The following is a 13,423-nucleotide window of genomic DNA, read 5'->3' on the forward strand; positions in this document are numbered from 1 at the left end:
AGCTGAGGTTCGAATTCGTGTTATCGTAGTTGTAGTCGTTGTACGAGAAGCTGGGACTCGAAGAAAACAGCCAAAGCGACGCACCACCTTTACGTGACTTAGCTTTCTATCACCATAAAGCTTTTATAATCATCCAGAAAATATTCTGCCATATGCTTCGCCAGTTCTCTGCTTTTAAGCACAAGGCGGGAGCCGAGGTACGAATACGCGTTATCGTAGTCGTAGCCGCTGTACGAGAAGCCGGGACCCGAAGAATGGTTTTTCTTCATATAAAACCACGGGTAGTACTTAAGTTGATCGAAATCCGTCCAGTCTGGTTTCCATCCTTCATTTAGAACGGCAATAGATCTAATTACTTTGGTAAAGCCGTTGATGGCTTTCTCTTCCTCTGTTTGAGGCTCCGGAAACGGAAGCGATTTAACTGGATCAATCCCCAGGATCTTACATACGTCTTCGTATGATTTAACTGTCTCTGTAATGTTCATTATGATTAGTTTAAAAATTTGTTATAAATGGATTCAAATTGTTTTCCTGCATATCTGGCCAGCTCGCTACTTTTATATACAAGGCGGGAGCCGAGGAGCGAACCCGTGCTATCGTAGTCGTAGGCGAGGTACGAGAAGCCGGGACCCGAAGAATCGAATTCAAACCAGGGATAGTATTTATACTGACCACCATCCGACCAGTTCGGCTCCCACCCTTCGTTGAGTGACTTAACGATAAGCTTAATTTGTTTGTAGGCTATTTCATCATCGGAAATCCCGTCAATGGACTTCAACCATTGCTCCTTCGAAATCCCTTGATCATCCAGGACATCTTCAAACGATTTGATTCTGTCGATAACATTCTGACTGAAAATTTCGGCACCAAAAAGTGTAGACAAAAGAGCTTTCCCTTTCTGATCCGTGCTTCTAAATGCGGCCAACGCATTGCTTTTACTGATTTGTAGTGTTTCCATTTTATTATTATTAATTGATTTACTTTGCTCTTCTGATTCTTCCCAAGCCTTGTCGGTTATTGTTCCCATTCTATGCTTTCGCTATTGATGATTTGTTTTTGATTAAAAATTGTTAACTGAATACTGAATCCTGTTTTGGCCAATTGGCGTACATAATACCTGTCAGGCACTGGTATTTCATCGAAACTTGTGAAAGGCGTTATATCGATCTCTCTGCGTAAGTTATCTACAACGTATCGCCGTTTCAGCTTATGCCTAAGAACCTGAATCAAGTGTATCTGTCGGTTTGTTTGACGTCTTGGCTTTTGCGTTTCCATTGCATCACCCTCCCATCCATTTAACTACCATCATTATCGTTACGGCGATAATAGCCACAACAATAGCAGGTGAAAACAATATTAACAGCGTCATAAAAAGAGATGCACGCACTTTGTTCTCGTTCTCTGCATCTGCGTAGTTTCCCATCGGATCTCCAAGATCTGCATGGTTGTTTGTTTCGAGTTCTGTTATCATAACCTTTGTTTTAATTTAAATATGATCGATAGTCTAGGTTAGCAATACAAAAAGCTTCCGCAAACCCGCGAGGCGTATTGCTTCTTTTTTCTTTGGTGTTTTCGCTTTTGCCTCCATACCGTTGGGTAAAGGTTCCTTGCGATGAAGCTTTAATGGGTTCTATCGGATCCTTACGGATATCTCGATTGAAGTTTCCCCACAATCCTGTCTTTTTAGTGTAGGCGTTTGTTTCCAGTATCAGATCGATATCACTATCTGATAACCCTTTTCCGTCGAGTAAACGTAAATTGTCTAAGCGAGCGAGATCGTCTTTTGTAGGACTTGTATAGCCAGCAAACTCGTAAGGGTGAAAATAATATGCCCCTCCGAAATCGTTTAGCGCTGGCAAAAGCTTAGGGAGTCTGCCAACTGGATTTTCTAGGGTCCAAAAAAACGGGCCGTCGTATTCAGGGTCTGTCGGCTCGAAAAGATCTGCTAATCGAAGCACCTGTCTGACATACTCTAATGATGTTTCCGTCCTTCCATCTGCGTCTTTAATTGGCCAATATTGTGCGCCGCTAACCGTAAAGTCTGTACAGGGCGGCGCGGCAATAATGCCGTCTATGCTTTCGAAGAGATCCAACGATATCTCGGCGTTAGACAACGACATTATATCCATAAACTCGGATAGTTTAATGTCCCAACGAATAACATTCCAACCCCTATCTTCAAACGGTTTACTCCAATTTCCTGAGTAATCAAACAGGCTCAGTAGCGTATACATTTTAAATCCTCCTTATATTGTTATTGTTCAACAGCTTTACCATTTCCTCGTAGGGTTGCCAGATATCGGTACGGTCAGGTTTTCCTTCCTCATGAAAGATGAGGAAGGATCCGTAATCGCCTGATGCCGGCGCGACATAATCGACTGTAAATTGTCTTCCCAAACCGTCGACAAATCTGTCATGGGGTTGAAGGGGAAGGTATTCGATATGTGCATACTGGTTGTACATGGCTAAAAGTCATATTGCTCCTCCGGTACACTGGGCAGCGGTGGTTCGTCACCTTTCGTAGGGTCGCATATATTTTCGGTTAGTTCCTTACCGGGTGTTTGCAGGTAATAAAAATTGGTGGTCTTTTTATTGCCGGGACGGAACCACTTTTTGTTTCGGTTATCGAACTCAAGTGCATCGTAGTACTTGGCAATTCGTCCGTCCTTGTTGAGCAGTTCTTTCGGTCCGTTAATCAGGTTTTTAAGCTGTGCAAAGGCTTTTACTTTTTGGTTAAAGCCCTGCGTGGTGATCATCTTTACACCACACTCGCGCTTGTAGTCTTCCAAGGCAACGTGCACGGGAACGAAGGCATCCCGACGGCCGCTTTCTTCGCTGAAATAACTTTCTGCCCACATGAGGAACGACACGCCCATCACGCTTTGCAGGTTTCGGGCATTCATGTTCTCCATTGGTGCTTCAATCTTTTCATGCACCAGGAACGCCTGGCAACATTGAGCCATGAAGTTTATGAACAGGTTCCATTCGTTGGGTGTAAAGTCATCGAACAGGTTCTTGTTGAAGTCATTAAATGGCTGGTGTGTTTCGTTGTACTCTCCATTGTTGGACACGTGATAGAAATCGCTAAAGCCGGTGAACAAAAGTCGACGAAGAACCGTCGGCGATAGTTCCGTAGGCGTAAAGTTGGTACTGATCAACATCTTTCCCGTCTCGTTGAACGTTAGCGTGATGTGACTTTTACCTTTTGGGTTCACAACCAAATCTCCTGTGATGATGGAAAACAGCCGTTCAAAGGCGAAGTACTTACCGGCATCATCAAAAATCAGCAGATCCGTTTGGCGGTTTACACGTTCGAACACGTGCTTATCCTTGAATAGATCGTTATCCCGACCGTCAAAGTTGACGGTTGTTTTGAAATAACTGACGGCTTTACCGAAGATGGACTTACCCGAACCCCCGTGACTTAACCCGTCTTCGCTTTTCTTATCGTCCATGGAGAATACGCACCATGGCCTCGAAGGATTCTTATAGCGATGCATCAGGTATCCGATAGCGTATATTTTATTCATGAGATGCATTTTCTGTATGCGTATCTCATGATCGGCCAGATTAGGCCCCGCAATATCGAAGCGATGCGCTTGGTGGTACTCGTCTTGCTCTTCCTGCGATTTTCCGACCAAGTTGTCTTCAAACTCTTTCCGCCAGAATATTCGGCTCGTGTTGATCAGGAAACGGAAGAACAAACATTCCTGGTTGTGTATTTCGATATCGAAGTCACCCGTTTCTTTATCCTGGGTAATGGTGAACATCGGCGGCAACTTCGTTGGCGACCACGGCAGGATCTTGCTTTCCCATACCTTTCGCTTCACATCCGCAGGTTTAAGCACCTCGATGCCGTTGGTATCGATACGCCAGGTACCGTTCTTGAAAAACATGTATTGCTCGGTCTTCTCGTAATCGGTGAAGTTTAAATCAATCGTATCGAGCGCTGAGAATGAGGCCTCATTCAATTGAGGCGATCGGTGCACCAGGTTTATCAGTTCTTCAGGGAAAAAGCGTTCGCGGAGGAAGTCGACAAGAAAGCCTTTGATAGCCGGAGCTTTGACCACCTGAACCAGGTTGCCCGATATATGAATGAACTCTTCCACGTCGTCACTGATCATGTGGCGATAGAAACCGTTGCGCTGTAGGAATTTATAGACGCGCTCGTTACTTAGCTTATACTCATACACAGGGCGCCCGAATTTCATCTTTACGCTGCCGTTTTTATCCATGGCTTTGTGCATGTCCCAGAATCGGAATTCGCGTGCACTCTTAACGAGATTCCGGAAATCTTTTGCCTTGTAGTATTTTAGATAATCGCGAACATCTTTACAGGGGCGGTCGTAATTATCGCGATGTTCTTGAAGCGCAGCGGGAAGCTCGACCACTTTGATATCGAGGTACCGCTCATCTTCGGGATCCATGCAAAGCTTGAAGTTTTGGCGCTGGCCAGTCTCGTCCAGATCAGGACAGGTGTACACATTCTTTGCGAGCGAGAACAGTTTCTTTAACAAACGTGGATCCATCCGGAAATATTCGGATGCAGGATATACGGCATAGTATCCAAGGGCACTAAGGTTAAGTGCATCGGATCCTCCCGTGCAGTAAATGATCTCTTCCAGCTTTACTTCGTTGTCGTCATCGTCTTTCTTTTCGGTCGGTTCCTCGGCGGCCTTTTCGTCCTGCAATTCCTGAAACATCTTTTCAGCTTGCATGAGGCCGTGCAAAAACTTCGGATCGAAATCACCGTTGTAAAAGAACCTGTTTTTCTTTTTAGCAGCTTTGGGCTGGTATATTTTTCGGAAGGTGACGTCCTTATCTCCTTTCCGGGTTGTTTCCTCGATGCAAAATATCGGGTAGTATTCCGCCGATTCGATCTTTGTTGCCTTTCGATCCTTGATCATGGTGTAGGAACTAAGGGCATGCCAGTGCTGCTTAAGCAGTATTTCGCGAAGTTCTTTCAGCACCTCTTCTTTCCGTTCGGCCTCGCCCGCTACATTTCTGTATTTGTACTCGATATAAGCCCAAACTTTATCGGCAAACAGGATCTTTAACCAGGACTCGGGAACTTCGTCGAGGTACTCGAATTCCCAGTGGCCGTTCGGTTGATCGGGCTTTGCGTCAGAAGAACTAAATTTGGGCGCAAACATGCTATCAACCTGTTCGGCGGAGGCAATTCCGTGACGATTGGCCAGCAGCTTAATAGTATCACCAAAATCCAACCGTTCCATTTTTTGCGCGAAGGCAATCCCATTGCGCCACCGTCCATCATCACCGAAATCAGCAACCACCCAATTACCGTCGCTCATTTTCTTGATGGATGATGACGGGGTATTTTCTTCGTGCAGCTTGAATTTCTTCCGCGTACCGGCATAATCGTCGATATCCTTTATATAGAACCGGAATATATCAAGGCCGCCGTTGGTGTGCTGTAAAATGTCGTCTTTGGATATTTTGTAGTTCTGCATTACTGGTTTGGTTCTGATCGGTTATCCTATTGGTTGTACAAAGAATGATCGCATGGTCGGCATGTTGCCAATGGAAACAATTTCTAAATTGAGCTTCTTTGTTTTAATGATATGAAGCGTATTTATTTTGGCACCATCCAGATCACGTACGCGGTATTCAAGTTTACCGGTTGTTTTGCGTGGCGTTTCCGGTGCGAAAAGCTTCTCGAATAGTTCTAAATCGGTTATAGGTTCTTTCTTTTTCATTGCTATTTACGTGTTACGAGCTTTGCAAATTCCAACTGCACTTTAGCGAACTCAACCATTGTCTTCAGCTGTTCGTTGATGGCAGAGGCTTGGGGGATATACTCTTTATTTCGCTTCACCTGATCGATGTTTTCCTTAGCAAGTTTTATAAAATCAACACCGGAGGATCCCAAAATTCCGCCTAGCGGCATTGGCTCAGGTAACGAAGGAATATTAGCGACGGCTTCCGCTGCCATCGGAAAATCGTCCGGATTAAAATCTTCCGTGAGAAAGGTGATATCATCTTTGTCTGTTACGATCTTGACAGTTTTTTCGTTGATGGAAAAACGAAGCACTCGCTGCTCGGATCCTTTGTAGACAACTACTCTATCCTTTACCTGGTAAAGGAATTTTTCAATTTCAAAAAGTTTCATGATTTGCTTTTTATCTCTCTCTGTAATAAAATCTGTTGACGTTTAAGTTCAATCAGTTCGGGGTGTTTTAGAATTTCTTTCCTAAGCTCTCTGTCACGTGGTGCTAAGTATACCGAGATCATCCCGTCGGGCAGGTTCATCGTGCCCGAATTACGTAACATATTCTCACCCATTGTAATCAGCTCAAGGTTACTTATGTCCGGGTTCAACGTATCGCCATCTTTAAAGGCTACCACATGGCCGTCCGGAACTTGTCCATTTGCAGTTTTCCAATTATATATGTGCAGATATTCCCATTCGCCTAAAGCAATCCTTATGTGTTTGTAGGGAACTCCTCGTTTATCATTCCTAATCGTAATTACTCCGTCCTTTTCAAAGGCGTTAGCCGGGATATTCCCTTTCTTGAAACGAGTAGCCTTCGATCGTTCTATTGATTCGGCAGACATATATTCTACCTGCTTTTTCCCTTTATTAGGAGGTACGTTGCCTTTTTTCAGTCTAGATTGCTCTGCCCACTTATCCCTTAGTTCTTGAGGCACGACGATACCGAGATGTTTCATTCTAAGCTTAACCAAAGTGTCGCCCACACCCAAAGTTCTAGCCATTCTTTTAAGCGGCATAGTCAGCGCATGTGCTTTGATGAACTCATCTTGTTTAGCGGTCGCCCGGGTTCTGCCCTTCAATTTGCTGGCCGCCCATTTTCTAGAAACTTCCTTTGGTGTTTTGAGTCCGAGTCTTCTCATGTTTCTACAAATAATCCCAGCAGCTATCCCTAAGACACGAGACATCTCTGAAGCAGGTAAGTCCATGTAATTCGCTCTGACAAAAGCTTCCATTTCTTTGGTGAACTGGCTCTTAGGCATTTCTCCTCCTTTGTTTCTCAATGCGTTGAACTTGCTTCTTGCGGCGATTTTTTGACGAGCGGATGATCAGCCAGGCAATACAGAGCCAGCACAGGGCAGATCCTACTAAGGCTAATTGGTAGAATTGGACTGTAAGCATTGTTGTTCCTCCTTTAAAAATTGTTCGATACTGTAATGGACATCGATTTCAAGCTGAATTGCGAGAAGGTTTTCGAGCTGTGCTCCTCTACTTCTCTCCCATCCTTCTAGCATAACCACGTCCGTGACATGGGTAAGCGCTTCGATGCAAACTCTCATGTATACACTCCAGGGGGAGCCGGAGGGGACGGCGTAAACGAGCTCATGCGGATTGCAAACCAGATACCCTTTGCTACGAAGTGTGCGGGTAGCATCGGCAAACGCCTCGCGATTATCGTTGGGCATGCCGGTTATGGGGCCTGAGATGTAAATTTTTCTTTCCATGGCTATTTCTCTCTTGTTAGTTTAAGGATTCGAGCGTGTGGAAGGCCTGAAATTTCTTCCGGAATAACGGCGATTGCTTCGTCTAGATTGGCAATTACAATCGGTCTCTTTATTCTATAGACGGACCTATTTTTTGGAATAAATAGAAGCTCATCAGATTTGCATATCATAACGAGAAACTCCAAAAATTTTGGTCTTAAGTCGTCTATTAAAATTATGTCGCTCTCCGTAACACCCGGTCTTTTAAGTAAATCAGTTAGACCTGACCTGACAATACCTCCTGTGGAAAACACATTACGGCCTGGTAACATCAATGCTTTTGATAAAGCGGACTTTCCTGATCCGTTCGTGCCATAAATGATGGTAATTGGGTTTTGATCCTTCATGATTCTAGTGAATTTTTTGACCACAGAATGGACAATAATTGATCGGAACTACTGCGCAGTGTCGCAAACCTATTTCCTTAGTATAGTGGACAGCTATAACGGAAGATTCTGAAAAAGATAGTTTTATATTGTTACCACCGTTTCCTTCGATCTTTCTAATCAGTCCGAGATTCTTATCCCTGATACAGGTGCAGGTGGGCGCACCAACTGCATTCATCAGTTCGTCGAAGCGCTTACATGCTTCAATGGTTTTTTCCAAGAGTCTTTTTTTTTCAACAATTTCCCGTTTCTGCTCTTCTGGGCCGGGTATCTCCTCAAGCATTGTAAAAATCTTAAGAAGCGCTTCCATTTGTTTAAACTGCCTATCGTTAGTCATTTTAGAGTTTTTATTAAGTTGTTTAAAAAACCTCCGGCCAGCTATCGGAGGCGATCGGGATATGTTAGCAGGATTAAAGAACGATTGCTGGTTATCCTGTCTGTTATTACTAAGCGGTCTGCAAACAGCTTAGCGGTTAATTGGTAGCCTTAGGAACCTCAAAGAGCGTTGCAGATGGCTTTCCCCTGGTAGCATTATCTATGTGTTCGAACTTTAATTCGATGTGCAGCACTTAGGTCTCGGCAGTAATTGATCAGCGGATCTATAACCTCGTTATAGTAATGGCGAAAGTGAGAATGATCGGGCGGAGCGATCAATCGAAGGTCAGCTTCGAGCCACCAAACCGCGGAGGCAACGACGATCAAGGGGTTATTGCTTTCCCTTTGAAGGGTAAGCTCATTCAGCAGTCGGCTAGCGGATTCGATCAGTGAGTCCATGCCATACGCGTTCCTGTAATACTTGAAAGCATGAAGGCGCTGTTTCACATATGACGTCATGATATCCAGTATAATTTTCCGTTGTCTGCCTTCAAGGAACTTTTGAGCGTCCTGCGGACTAGGCAACAAGAAGTTTTCGTTCTTCGGTTTTAGCGGTTTGCTGTAGCTAATGTGTACTCCCACGGCATTAGCTTTGTTGGTTAAGGTCCATTGCATCATGGCGATTTGATTATTAAGGTTTGATAACAAGCTTTACATCGTCTTTCCGCTTTAGCTCCCAAGGATGTTCCGGAAGCTCGCTCGCTGGTTTTTTTACCGGGGCTATGTCCTCTTTGTCGCATGCCGCAACCGAAAAGGCCAAGATCAAAAGGGTGAATATTCTTTTCATAACTGTGCAATTTCTCATATTGGTTTACACTTATTGTGGTTAGGTTTTTCACACAGTGATGCGCGTATCCGCGCTCACTTAATATTAATCCCGTTTATGAATTTCTAGTTTGTCGAATGGTATGAAGGCGGTAGACACCTCTTCCATCACCATGTTAGCAATTGAGAATCCTTCGTCGGTGACCTCTCCCACCTGACCGACGAACTTGCCGTTCTTTCGGTAGACCCAAATACCTCGAATGCCCAACAAACGAAACGTATAATGGACCTTTGGCATGTCTTTTCTGTAGAACTTTACGCCTGGCATTACATCGGATTTTGTCATGATCGGTTGCCTTAACTAAACTTAATTTCCAGCCTGAAACTCGACACCTTTAATTGCCTTAAGGAGGCGACGAGCGGTCTCGATCACCTGCTTGTTATAGTTGGTTTTAAGCGTAGATATTTCTTTGTGAACGGTTACCCGATCTACGGTTATCCCCTCCGATTGTAATGAATCGGCGATTATCCGAGAGAATCCTTTCGGTGCGTGTTCTTTAATAAAAAGAATTTCTCTTGCATCCACGTTGATTGTTGTGTTCATAATGGTATATTTGTTTTGTTATTACCGTTTTGTTGTTACAAATTTAGTTCGTAATTCCGAACATTACAAATTAAAAGTTCGGAAAAATGAATATTTTACTAGAAATGCCTGATAATCAAGCGAAAAAAAGTTCGGAAAAATTAACTAGATTGATTTTAGTTATTGAGAAACTAGGTTTTAAAAATGATTCTGAGTTTGCTAAAGCCATTGGGATGTCAAAATCCTATGTGTCTGAAATTTTAAGTTCAGGCCATGTGCCAAAGACAATGGGGCAAAAACTAGAAGATAAGTTAAAGGTTAGTAGGAAGTGGTTTGATCTTAACGATGGTGACATGATGTTGGCGGACAATAATTATAAAAATGCTGAAAATGAAGAATATCCGCTTATTAATGAATCATTAGCTTCTTACAACGACCCAAAGGACGACCTGATAAGTGAGCTTAAGGCTCATGTAGAAACTCAGCGAAACCTAATTGAAATATTGACTGAAGAGAACAAGAGACTAAAAGCTCTTATAGAACCGAAAGACCCAAATAAAAGCAACATCGCCGCCGGGTAACCGTTGGTTAAGAGTGATATATGTAAAACCTGAAGCCAAATAATCAACAACAATCAATCAGAACGAAATCGTATAATATACTGGCAACCATAAAGAACAAATTCGTCTATAAAATAACCATTAACCCAAAAGAAATATATGAAAAAACTATTACCGATCGGAGCGGCTTTAGCGCTTCTAACTTCATGTTCAATGTATCGAAATTCCGTAGTTTATAACACTAAGAGTATAGACTATTCTAGTTACTCAAAAAACGGTTTTTTTATCACAGAATCCAACTCTGTCAACTTCAACTACTCCCCAATCTCATCTCTATCGTCAATTTTTATAAGCGGATATGCCGAAACAGATATGGCCGCTCCACCCAAAGAAATTAAGGAAGCGAAATTTAAAGATGACGTTTATTCAGGACCTTCGAAAACAGGATATGTGAAGAAGGGTACTTACGTTGAGGCTACAGAAGAAGGGGTTATAAAGCAACTGTACGAAAAAGCATTAGAAGTCGGAGCAACGGGTATTATCAACCTGAAAATATCTCCGATAACCTACACAACAAAAGAGGGAAACATTCTTATAAAAGGCTATCAAGGATCCGGCATGGCCATCAAAAAGTGACACCGACCTTTCGGCAATCTTAAAACTGGACTGTTTCAAACACCCGAGAGATCCTTTTTGGGTCGCTTTTCCCGCCCTTGCTCAGTTAACTTGATTAAATTTTGTGAACGCAACAAAACTTATAACAAAATAATTTTACAACTAGCTGAATCACAGGAAAACAGATATTCCCGCCCTAGGTACGAAAGCCGCAGTTGCTAAAACTGCGGCTTTTTTTGTAATAAATTATGACCTCTTCACCTTCGATTGAATAGTAAAAATGTCCAGAATGGATTCATCAATTCGTTCTTTGGTTTGGTTCCTTCCGTCAAGGAAAAGAGCACTTTCGTAAAAAACAAAACCGATAACCATATAAAATTTTATCTTAGTATTTTAAATAGCTGTATATATGGCGCAAGAACTACTTCATCATTTACGAAAATTCATTAAAATATCTGCAGAAGACTTTCTTGACGTGATTCCTTATTTTAGCGGCAGAAGTTTACAAAAGAAAGATTTTCTATTAACTGAAGGTCAAATATGTAAATCCAATTATTTTGTGATAAAGGGTTGTTTACGAATGTACTTTGTTAATGAAAAAGGAGTTGAACAGACAACACAGTTTGCCATCGAAAATTGGTGGATAAGCGATTATATGGCTTTTCAATATCAGGCAGCGACGTCTTTTTTTATTCAAGCGGTAGAAAAAACAGAAGTCTTGATTATCGACCGTATCGTGCAAGATAAACTACTTGATCGATTTCCGATTATGGAAAAATATTTCCGTCTAACTTTTCAACATGCTTTTGCAGCTTCTCAAATGCGCATGAAATACCTATATGACTTCTCCAAAGAAGAATTGTACCGGCATTTTAGTACGAATTATCCTTCCTTCATCCAGCGAATCCCGCAGTACTTATTGGCATCCTACCTTGGCTTTACACCTGAGTACCTTAGTGAACTCAGAGCTAAAATACGTTCTTAAACCAGTTTAAGATTTATCTCCACCTTCTTCCCGACCTTTGAATCCATAAAGAAATACAAATTGTAAGATTATGAAAACGAGAGTCAATGTGCAGGCTGTAGAACCGGCCGCTTATTCAGCTATGTTTGGATTGGAAAAATATTTACAGGGAACTTCACTGAAGAAATCGCATAAGGAGTTGCTAAAAGTGCGGGCTTCGCAGATAAACGGTTGTGCCTTTTGTTTGGATATGCATACAAAAGATGCCATAAAAGGTGGTGAAACAGCACAGCGTTTGTTTTTGCTTAGTGCTTGGCGTGAAACCGATCTATTTGATGAAGAGGAAAAGGCTATATTGGCCCTGACAGAACAAATGACACTTATCCATCAGGGAGGCGTATCTAATGAAGTATATGAGCAAGCCGCCAACCTATTTGACGAGCATTACTTATCACAGTTAATCATGGCTATTGTTACGATCAATGCTTGGAATCGAATCGCGATTACTACCCATTTACCGATTTCCAAATAAACATCCAGTATAATGCGGTGATAAAGGAGATGTCTAAAAAAGTGTCGCTCGACACGCGAAGAAAATATCTTTTTAGACATCTTCTTTCATTTTTAGTTTTAATTTTGCACCCGCAAAAAAACATTAATGAACTGGAAGAAAACGATCCGCATATCTTTTGTACTCTTTTTATTAATTATCCAAAGCTTATTTCTTATTGCTATTCTTTTAGAGCATCAGCGTACTACTTTCATTCCGATCTTTGTTATCTTCATTTCCATCGCGCTTACCATAACATATCTTAGGGCGCCCCTCCACCACGAAGAACATACTTATGAGCACATTTTCGTCGCTCTCTGGATTCCTGTTGGTGCTTTATGTTCCTATTATATAAATAACATATTACATTTAGGGCCTGTCATGGCGGCGGGCATGGTAGGAACAAGTGCCTCCTTTCTTCCGAATTTAAATAAGCGTTCACATTATTTAAAACAGCTTCCGCCCGCTTTTTATTGCGGAGCCTTTATCGGGATGTCAAGTACCAAGGTGGCATCAAGTATGCTTTTCATATTAGCCGCCAGTATCTTCACGGGCATGTTGATGATTCTCTCCAAGAGCCTTTTTTCAGGTCTTGGTGGCAAGTTAGGTGTTCTCGCATTTGCCGGTGTAACCATTACATCTTTGATTTTTTTTCTTATTTTCTGATGTCTGTACTGATTTTATTCATTGTAAGCTTTGCTGCCGCAATTAGCACTTTCTATGTCAACGAACATCTAAAGCAAGGTCCTGTCCGCTCATCAGCCTTTTTATCTTTAACTATTGCGATCTTCTTCTTTTTATTTCCCAAGCTTTTATCCCCATACCTCACGACGAATATTCCTGTGGTTTTTATCGGTTCGTCCTTTATTGGTATGGTATCCGCACGTCTTGTTTCAAATTATTTTTTGATCGGTGCTGCCGGACTTGTCTTTTGCACGGTTTATCTCAATACGAGTAGTTTTTTTAACGGATATGGGGGAGCTTTGGGGACGTCTGCGGCGATTTCGTTACTCGCAGTACTCAGTTTACCTATACTGAAAGCAAGCGGCAAGTTCACAAACGGCTTTCATCTTTTGCGTAAAATCGTTTTTAATAGAAAACTACGAAAATGACCTTGTTTCCATTAACCAT

The 13,423-nt window shown here is 42.3% G+C and carries 22 protein-coding genes; 6 read left to right on the forward strand and 16 right to left on the reverse strand.

Going from position 1 to position 13,423, the window contains the following annotated elements:
* Positions 1–98 precede the first annotated feature (98 nt).
* The 16 genes from ACH11B_RS25280 to ACH11B_RS25355 all read right to left on the reverse strand — a co-directional run bounded on the left by ACH11B_RS25280 (position 99) and on the right by ACH11B_RS25355 (position 9,624).
* Entirely contained in the window at positions 99–485 is a 387-nt protein-coding gene (locus tag ACH11B_RS25280; RefSeq protein WP_377611055.1) for a hypothetical protein, read from the reverse strand.
* 5 nt (positions 486–490) lie between these two features.
* Positions 491–1,027, reverse strand: a complete 537-nt coding sequence (locus ACH11B_RS25285) for a hypothetical protein (protein ID WP_377611057.1) — start codon at positions 1,025–1,027, stop codon at positions 491–493.
* 252 nt (positions 1,028–1,279) lie between these two features.
* Entirely contained in the window at positions 1,280–1,471 is a 192-nt protein-coding gene (locus ACH11B_RS25290; protein WP_377611059.1) for a hypothetical protein, read from the reverse strand.
* Between the two features lie 10 nt (positions 1,472–1,481).
* Positions 1,482–2,234 (reverse strand): hypothetical protein, encoded by a 753-nt coding sequence (locus ACH11B_RS25295; RefSeq protein ID WP_377611061.1) that lies wholly within the window; start codon positions 2,232–2,234, stop codon positions 1,482–1,484.
* Position 2,235: 1 nt separating this feature from the next.
* Complete coding sequence (locus ACH11B_RS25300; RefSeq protein WP_377611063.1) at positions 2,236–2,463, reverse strand: hypothetical protein; 228 nt, start codon at positions 2,461–2,463, stop codon at positions 2,236–2,238.
* A gap of 2 nt (positions 2,464–2,465) precedes the next feature.
* Entirely contained in the window at positions 2,466–5,312 is a 2,847-nt protein-coding gene (locus ACH11B_RS25305) for a primase-helicase family protein (RefSeq protein WP_404273992.1), read from the reverse strand.
* 180 nt (positions 5,313–5,492) lie between these two features.
* Entirely contained in the window at positions 5,493–5,717 is a 225-nt protein-coding gene (locus tag ACH11B_RS25310) for a hypothetical protein (RefSeq protein ID WP_377611067.1), read from the reverse strand.
* 2 nt (positions 5,718–5,719) lie between these two features.
* Positions 5,720–6,130 carry a hypothetical protein gene (locus ACH11B_RS25315; RefSeq protein ID WP_377611069.1) on the reverse strand — a complete coding sequence of 137 codons (411 nt, stop codon included), beginning with the start codon at positions 6,128–6,130 and terminating at the stop codon, positions 5,720–5,722.
* Entirely contained in the window at positions 6,127–6,993 is an 867-nt protein-coding gene (locus tag ACH11B_RS25320) for an HNH endonuclease signature motif containing protein (RefSeq protein ID WP_377611071.1), read from the reverse strand. Before ACH11B_RS25320 ends, ACH11B_RS25315 begins: the two co-directional genes overlap by 4 nt.
* Positions 6,994–7,104: 111 nt before the next feature.
* A complete protein-coding gene (locus tag ACH11B_RS25325; protein WP_377611073.1) occupies positions 7,105–7,455 on the reverse strand; it encodes a DUF4406 domain-containing protein in 351 nt (116 codons plus the stop codon).
* 2 nt (positions 7,456–7,457) lie between these two features.
* The gene (locus tag ACH11B_RS25330) at positions 7,458–7,841 is read right to left on the reverse strand and encodes a hypothetical protein (RefSeq protein WP_377611075.1); all 384 of its coding nucleotides are present in this window, start codon (positions 7,839–7,841) and stop codon (positions 7,458–7,460) included.
* 4 nt (positions 7,842–7,845) lie between these two features.
* Positions 7,846–8,217 (reverse strand): hypothetical protein, encoded by a 372-nt coding sequence (locus ACH11B_RS25335; protein WP_377611076.1) that lies wholly within the window; start codon positions 8,215–8,217, stop codon positions 7,846–7,848.
* A 194-nt stretch (positions 8,218–8,411) separates the two neighbouring features.
* Positions 8,412–8,873, reverse strand: coding sequence for a hypothetical protein (locus tag ACH11B_RS25340; protein ID WP_377611078.1), 462 nt, complete (start codon positions 8,871–8,873; stop codon positions 8,412–8,414).
* 13 nt (positions 8,874–8,886) lie between these two features.
* Positions 8,887–9,042 (reverse strand): hypothetical protein, encoded by a 156-nt coding sequence (locus ACH11B_RS25345; RefSeq protein WP_377611080.1) that lies wholly within the window; start codon positions 9,040–9,042, stop codon positions 8,887–8,889.
* Positions 9,043–9,126: 84 nt separating this feature from the next.
* Positions 9,127–9,366 (reverse strand): hypothetical protein, encoded by a 240-nt coding sequence (locus ACH11B_RS25350; RefSeq protein WP_377611082.1) that lies wholly within the window; start codon positions 9,364–9,366, stop codon positions 9,127–9,129.
* A gap of 21 nt (positions 9,367–9,387) precedes the next feature.
* Complete coding sequence (locus tag ACH11B_RS25355) at positions 9,388–9,624, reverse strand: hypothetical protein (RefSeq protein WP_377611084.1); 237 nt, start codon at positions 9,622–9,624, stop codon at positions 9,388–9,390.
* A gap of 86 nt (positions 9,625–9,710) precedes the next feature.
* On the opposite strand from ACH11B_RS25355, the gene ACH11B_RS25360 reads away from it, so the two are divergent.
* From ACH11B_RS25360 to ACH11B_RS25385, 6 genes are all read left to right on the forward strand, one after another.
* The gene (locus ACH11B_RS25360; protein WP_377611085.1) at positions 9,711–10,184 is read left to right on the forward strand and encodes a helix-turn-helix domain-containing protein; all 474 of its coding nucleotides are present in this window, start codon (positions 9,711–9,713) and stop codon (positions 10,182–10,184) included.
* Between the two features lie 138 nt (positions 10,185–10,322).
* A complete protein-coding gene (locus ACH11B_RS25365; RefSeq protein ID WP_377611087.1) occupies positions 10,323–10,799 on the forward strand; it encodes a hypothetical protein in 477 nt (158 codons plus the stop codon).
* A gap of 388 nt (positions 10,800–11,187) precedes the next feature.
* Complete coding sequence (locus ACH11B_RS25370) at positions 11,188–11,763, forward strand: Crp/Fnr family transcriptional regulator (RefSeq protein WP_377611089.1); 576 nt, start codon at positions 11,188–11,190, stop codon at positions 11,761–11,763.
* Between the two features lie 70 nt (positions 11,764–11,833).
* Positions 11,834–12,274: a carboxymuconolactone decarboxylase family protein gene (locus tag ACH11B_RS25375; RefSeq protein WP_013667900.1), complete on the forward strand. Its 441-nt coding sequence runs from the start codon at positions 11,834–11,836 to the stop codon at positions 12,272–12,274.
* Positions 12,275–12,400: 126 nt separating this feature from the next.
* A complete protein-coding gene (locus tag ACH11B_RS25380; protein WP_130856803.1) occupies positions 12,401–12,958 on the forward strand; it encodes a hypothetical protein in 558 nt (185 codons plus the stop codon).
* On the forward strand, positions 12,958–13,404 hold the full coding sequence (locus tag ACH11B_RS25385; protein WP_013667902.1) for a hypothetical protein: 447 nt from the start codon (positions 12,958–12,960) through the stop codon (positions 13,402–13,404). Before ACH11B_RS25380 ends, ACH11B_RS25385 begins: the two co-directional genes overlap by 1 nt.
* Positions 13,405–13,423 lie beyond the last annotated feature (19 nt).

It is taken from the genome of Olivibacter sp. EAT-5, from assembly GCF_044784325.1.
Taxonomy (GTDB): Bacteria; Bacteroidota; Bacteroidia; order Sphingobacteriales; family Sphingobacteriaceae; genus Olivibacter; species Olivibacter oleidegradans.

Excerpts from the sequence above, each read along its gene's own strand:
- ACH11B_RS25280 (WP_377611055.1), bottom strand. The coding sequence starts at position 485 with ATGAACATTACAGAGACAGTTAAATCATACGAAGACGTATGTAAGATC.
- ACH11B_RS25285 (WP_377611057.1), bottom strand. The coding sequence starts at position 1,027 with ATGGGAACAATAACCGACAAGGCTTGGGAAGAATCAGAAGAGCAAAGT.
- ACH11B_RS25290 (WP_377611059.1), bottom strand. The coding sequence starts at position 1,471 with ATGATAACAGAACTCGAAACAAACAACCATGCAGATCTTGGAGATCCG.
- ACH11B_RS25295 (WP_377611061.1), bottom strand. The coding sequence starts at position 2,234 with ATGTATACGCTACTGAGCCTGTTTGATTACTCAGGAAATTGGAGTAAA.
- ACH11B_RS25300 (WP_377611063.1), bottom strand. The coding sequence starts at position 2,463 with ATGTACAACCAGTATGCACATATCGAATACCTTCCCCTTCAACCCCAT.
- ACH11B_RS25305 (WP_404273992.1), bottom strand. The coding sequence starts at position 5,312 with ATGAGCGACGGTAATTGGGTGGTTGCTGATTTCGGTGATGATGGACGG.
- ACH11B_RS25310 (WP_377611067.1), bottom strand. The coding sequence starts at position 5,717 with ATGAAAAAGAAAGAACCTATAACCGATTTAGAACTATTCGAGAAGCTT.
- ACH11B_RS25315 (WP_377611069.1), bottom strand. The coding sequence starts at position 6,130 with ATGAAACTTTTTGAAATTGAAAAATTCCTTTACCAGGTAAAGGATAGA.
- ACH11B_RS25320 (WP_377611071.1), bottom strand. The coding sequence starts at position 6,993 with ATGCCTAAGAGCCAGTTCACCAAAGAAATGGAAGCTTTTGTCAGAGCG.
- ACH11B_RS25325 (WP_377611073.1), bottom strand. The coding sequence starts at position 7,455 with ATGGAAAGAAAAATTTACATCTCAGGCCCCATAACCGGCATGCCCAAC.
- ACH11B_RS25330 (WP_377611075.1), bottom strand. The coding sequence starts at position 7,841 with ATGAAGGATCAAAACCCAATTACCATCATTTATGGCACGAACGGATCA.
- ACH11B_RS25335 (WP_377611076.1), bottom strand. The coding sequence starts at position 8,217 with ATGACTAACGATAGGCAGTTTAAACAAATGGAAGCGCTTCTTAAGATT.
- ACH11B_RS25340 (WP_377611078.1), bottom strand. The coding sequence starts at position 8,873 with ATGATGCAATGGACCTTAACCAACAAAGCTAATGCCGTGGGAGTACAC.
- ACH11B_RS25345 (WP_377611080.1), bottom strand. The coding sequence starts at position 9,042 with ATGAAAAGAATATTCACCCTTTTGATCTTGGCCTTTTCGGTTGCGGCA.
- ACH11B_RS25350 (WP_377611082.1), bottom strand. The coding sequence starts at position 9,366 with ATGACAAAATCCGATGTAATGCCAGGCGTAAAGTTCTACAGAAAAGAC.
- ACH11B_RS25355 (WP_377611084.1), bottom strand. The coding sequence starts at position 9,624 with ATGAACACAACAATCAACGTGGATGCAAGAGAAATTCTTTTTATTAAA.
- ACH11B_RS25360 (WP_377611085.1), top strand. The coding sequence starts at position 9,711 with ATGAATATTTTACTAGAAATGCCTGATAATCAAGCGAAAAAAAGTTCG.
- ACH11B_RS25365 (WP_377611087.1), top strand. The coding sequence starts at position 10,323 with ATGAAAAAACTATTACCGATCGGAGCGGCTTTAGCGCTTCTAACTTCA.
- ACH11B_RS25370 (WP_377611089.1), top strand. The coding sequence starts at position 11,188 with ATGGCGCAAGAACTACTTCATCATTTACGAAAATTCATTAAAATATCT.
- ACH11B_RS25375 (WP_013667900.1), top strand. The coding sequence starts at position 11,834 with ATGAAAACGAGAGTCAATGTGCAGGCTGTAGAACCGGCCGCTTATTCA.
- ACH11B_RS25380 (WP_130856803.1), top strand. The coding sequence starts at position 12,401 with ATGAACTGGAAGAAAACGATCCGCATATCTTTTGTACTCTTTTTATTA.
- ACH11B_RS25385 (WP_013667902.1), top strand. The coding sequence starts at position 12,958 with ATGTCTGTACTGATTTTATTCATTGTAAGCTTTGCTGCCGCAATTAGC.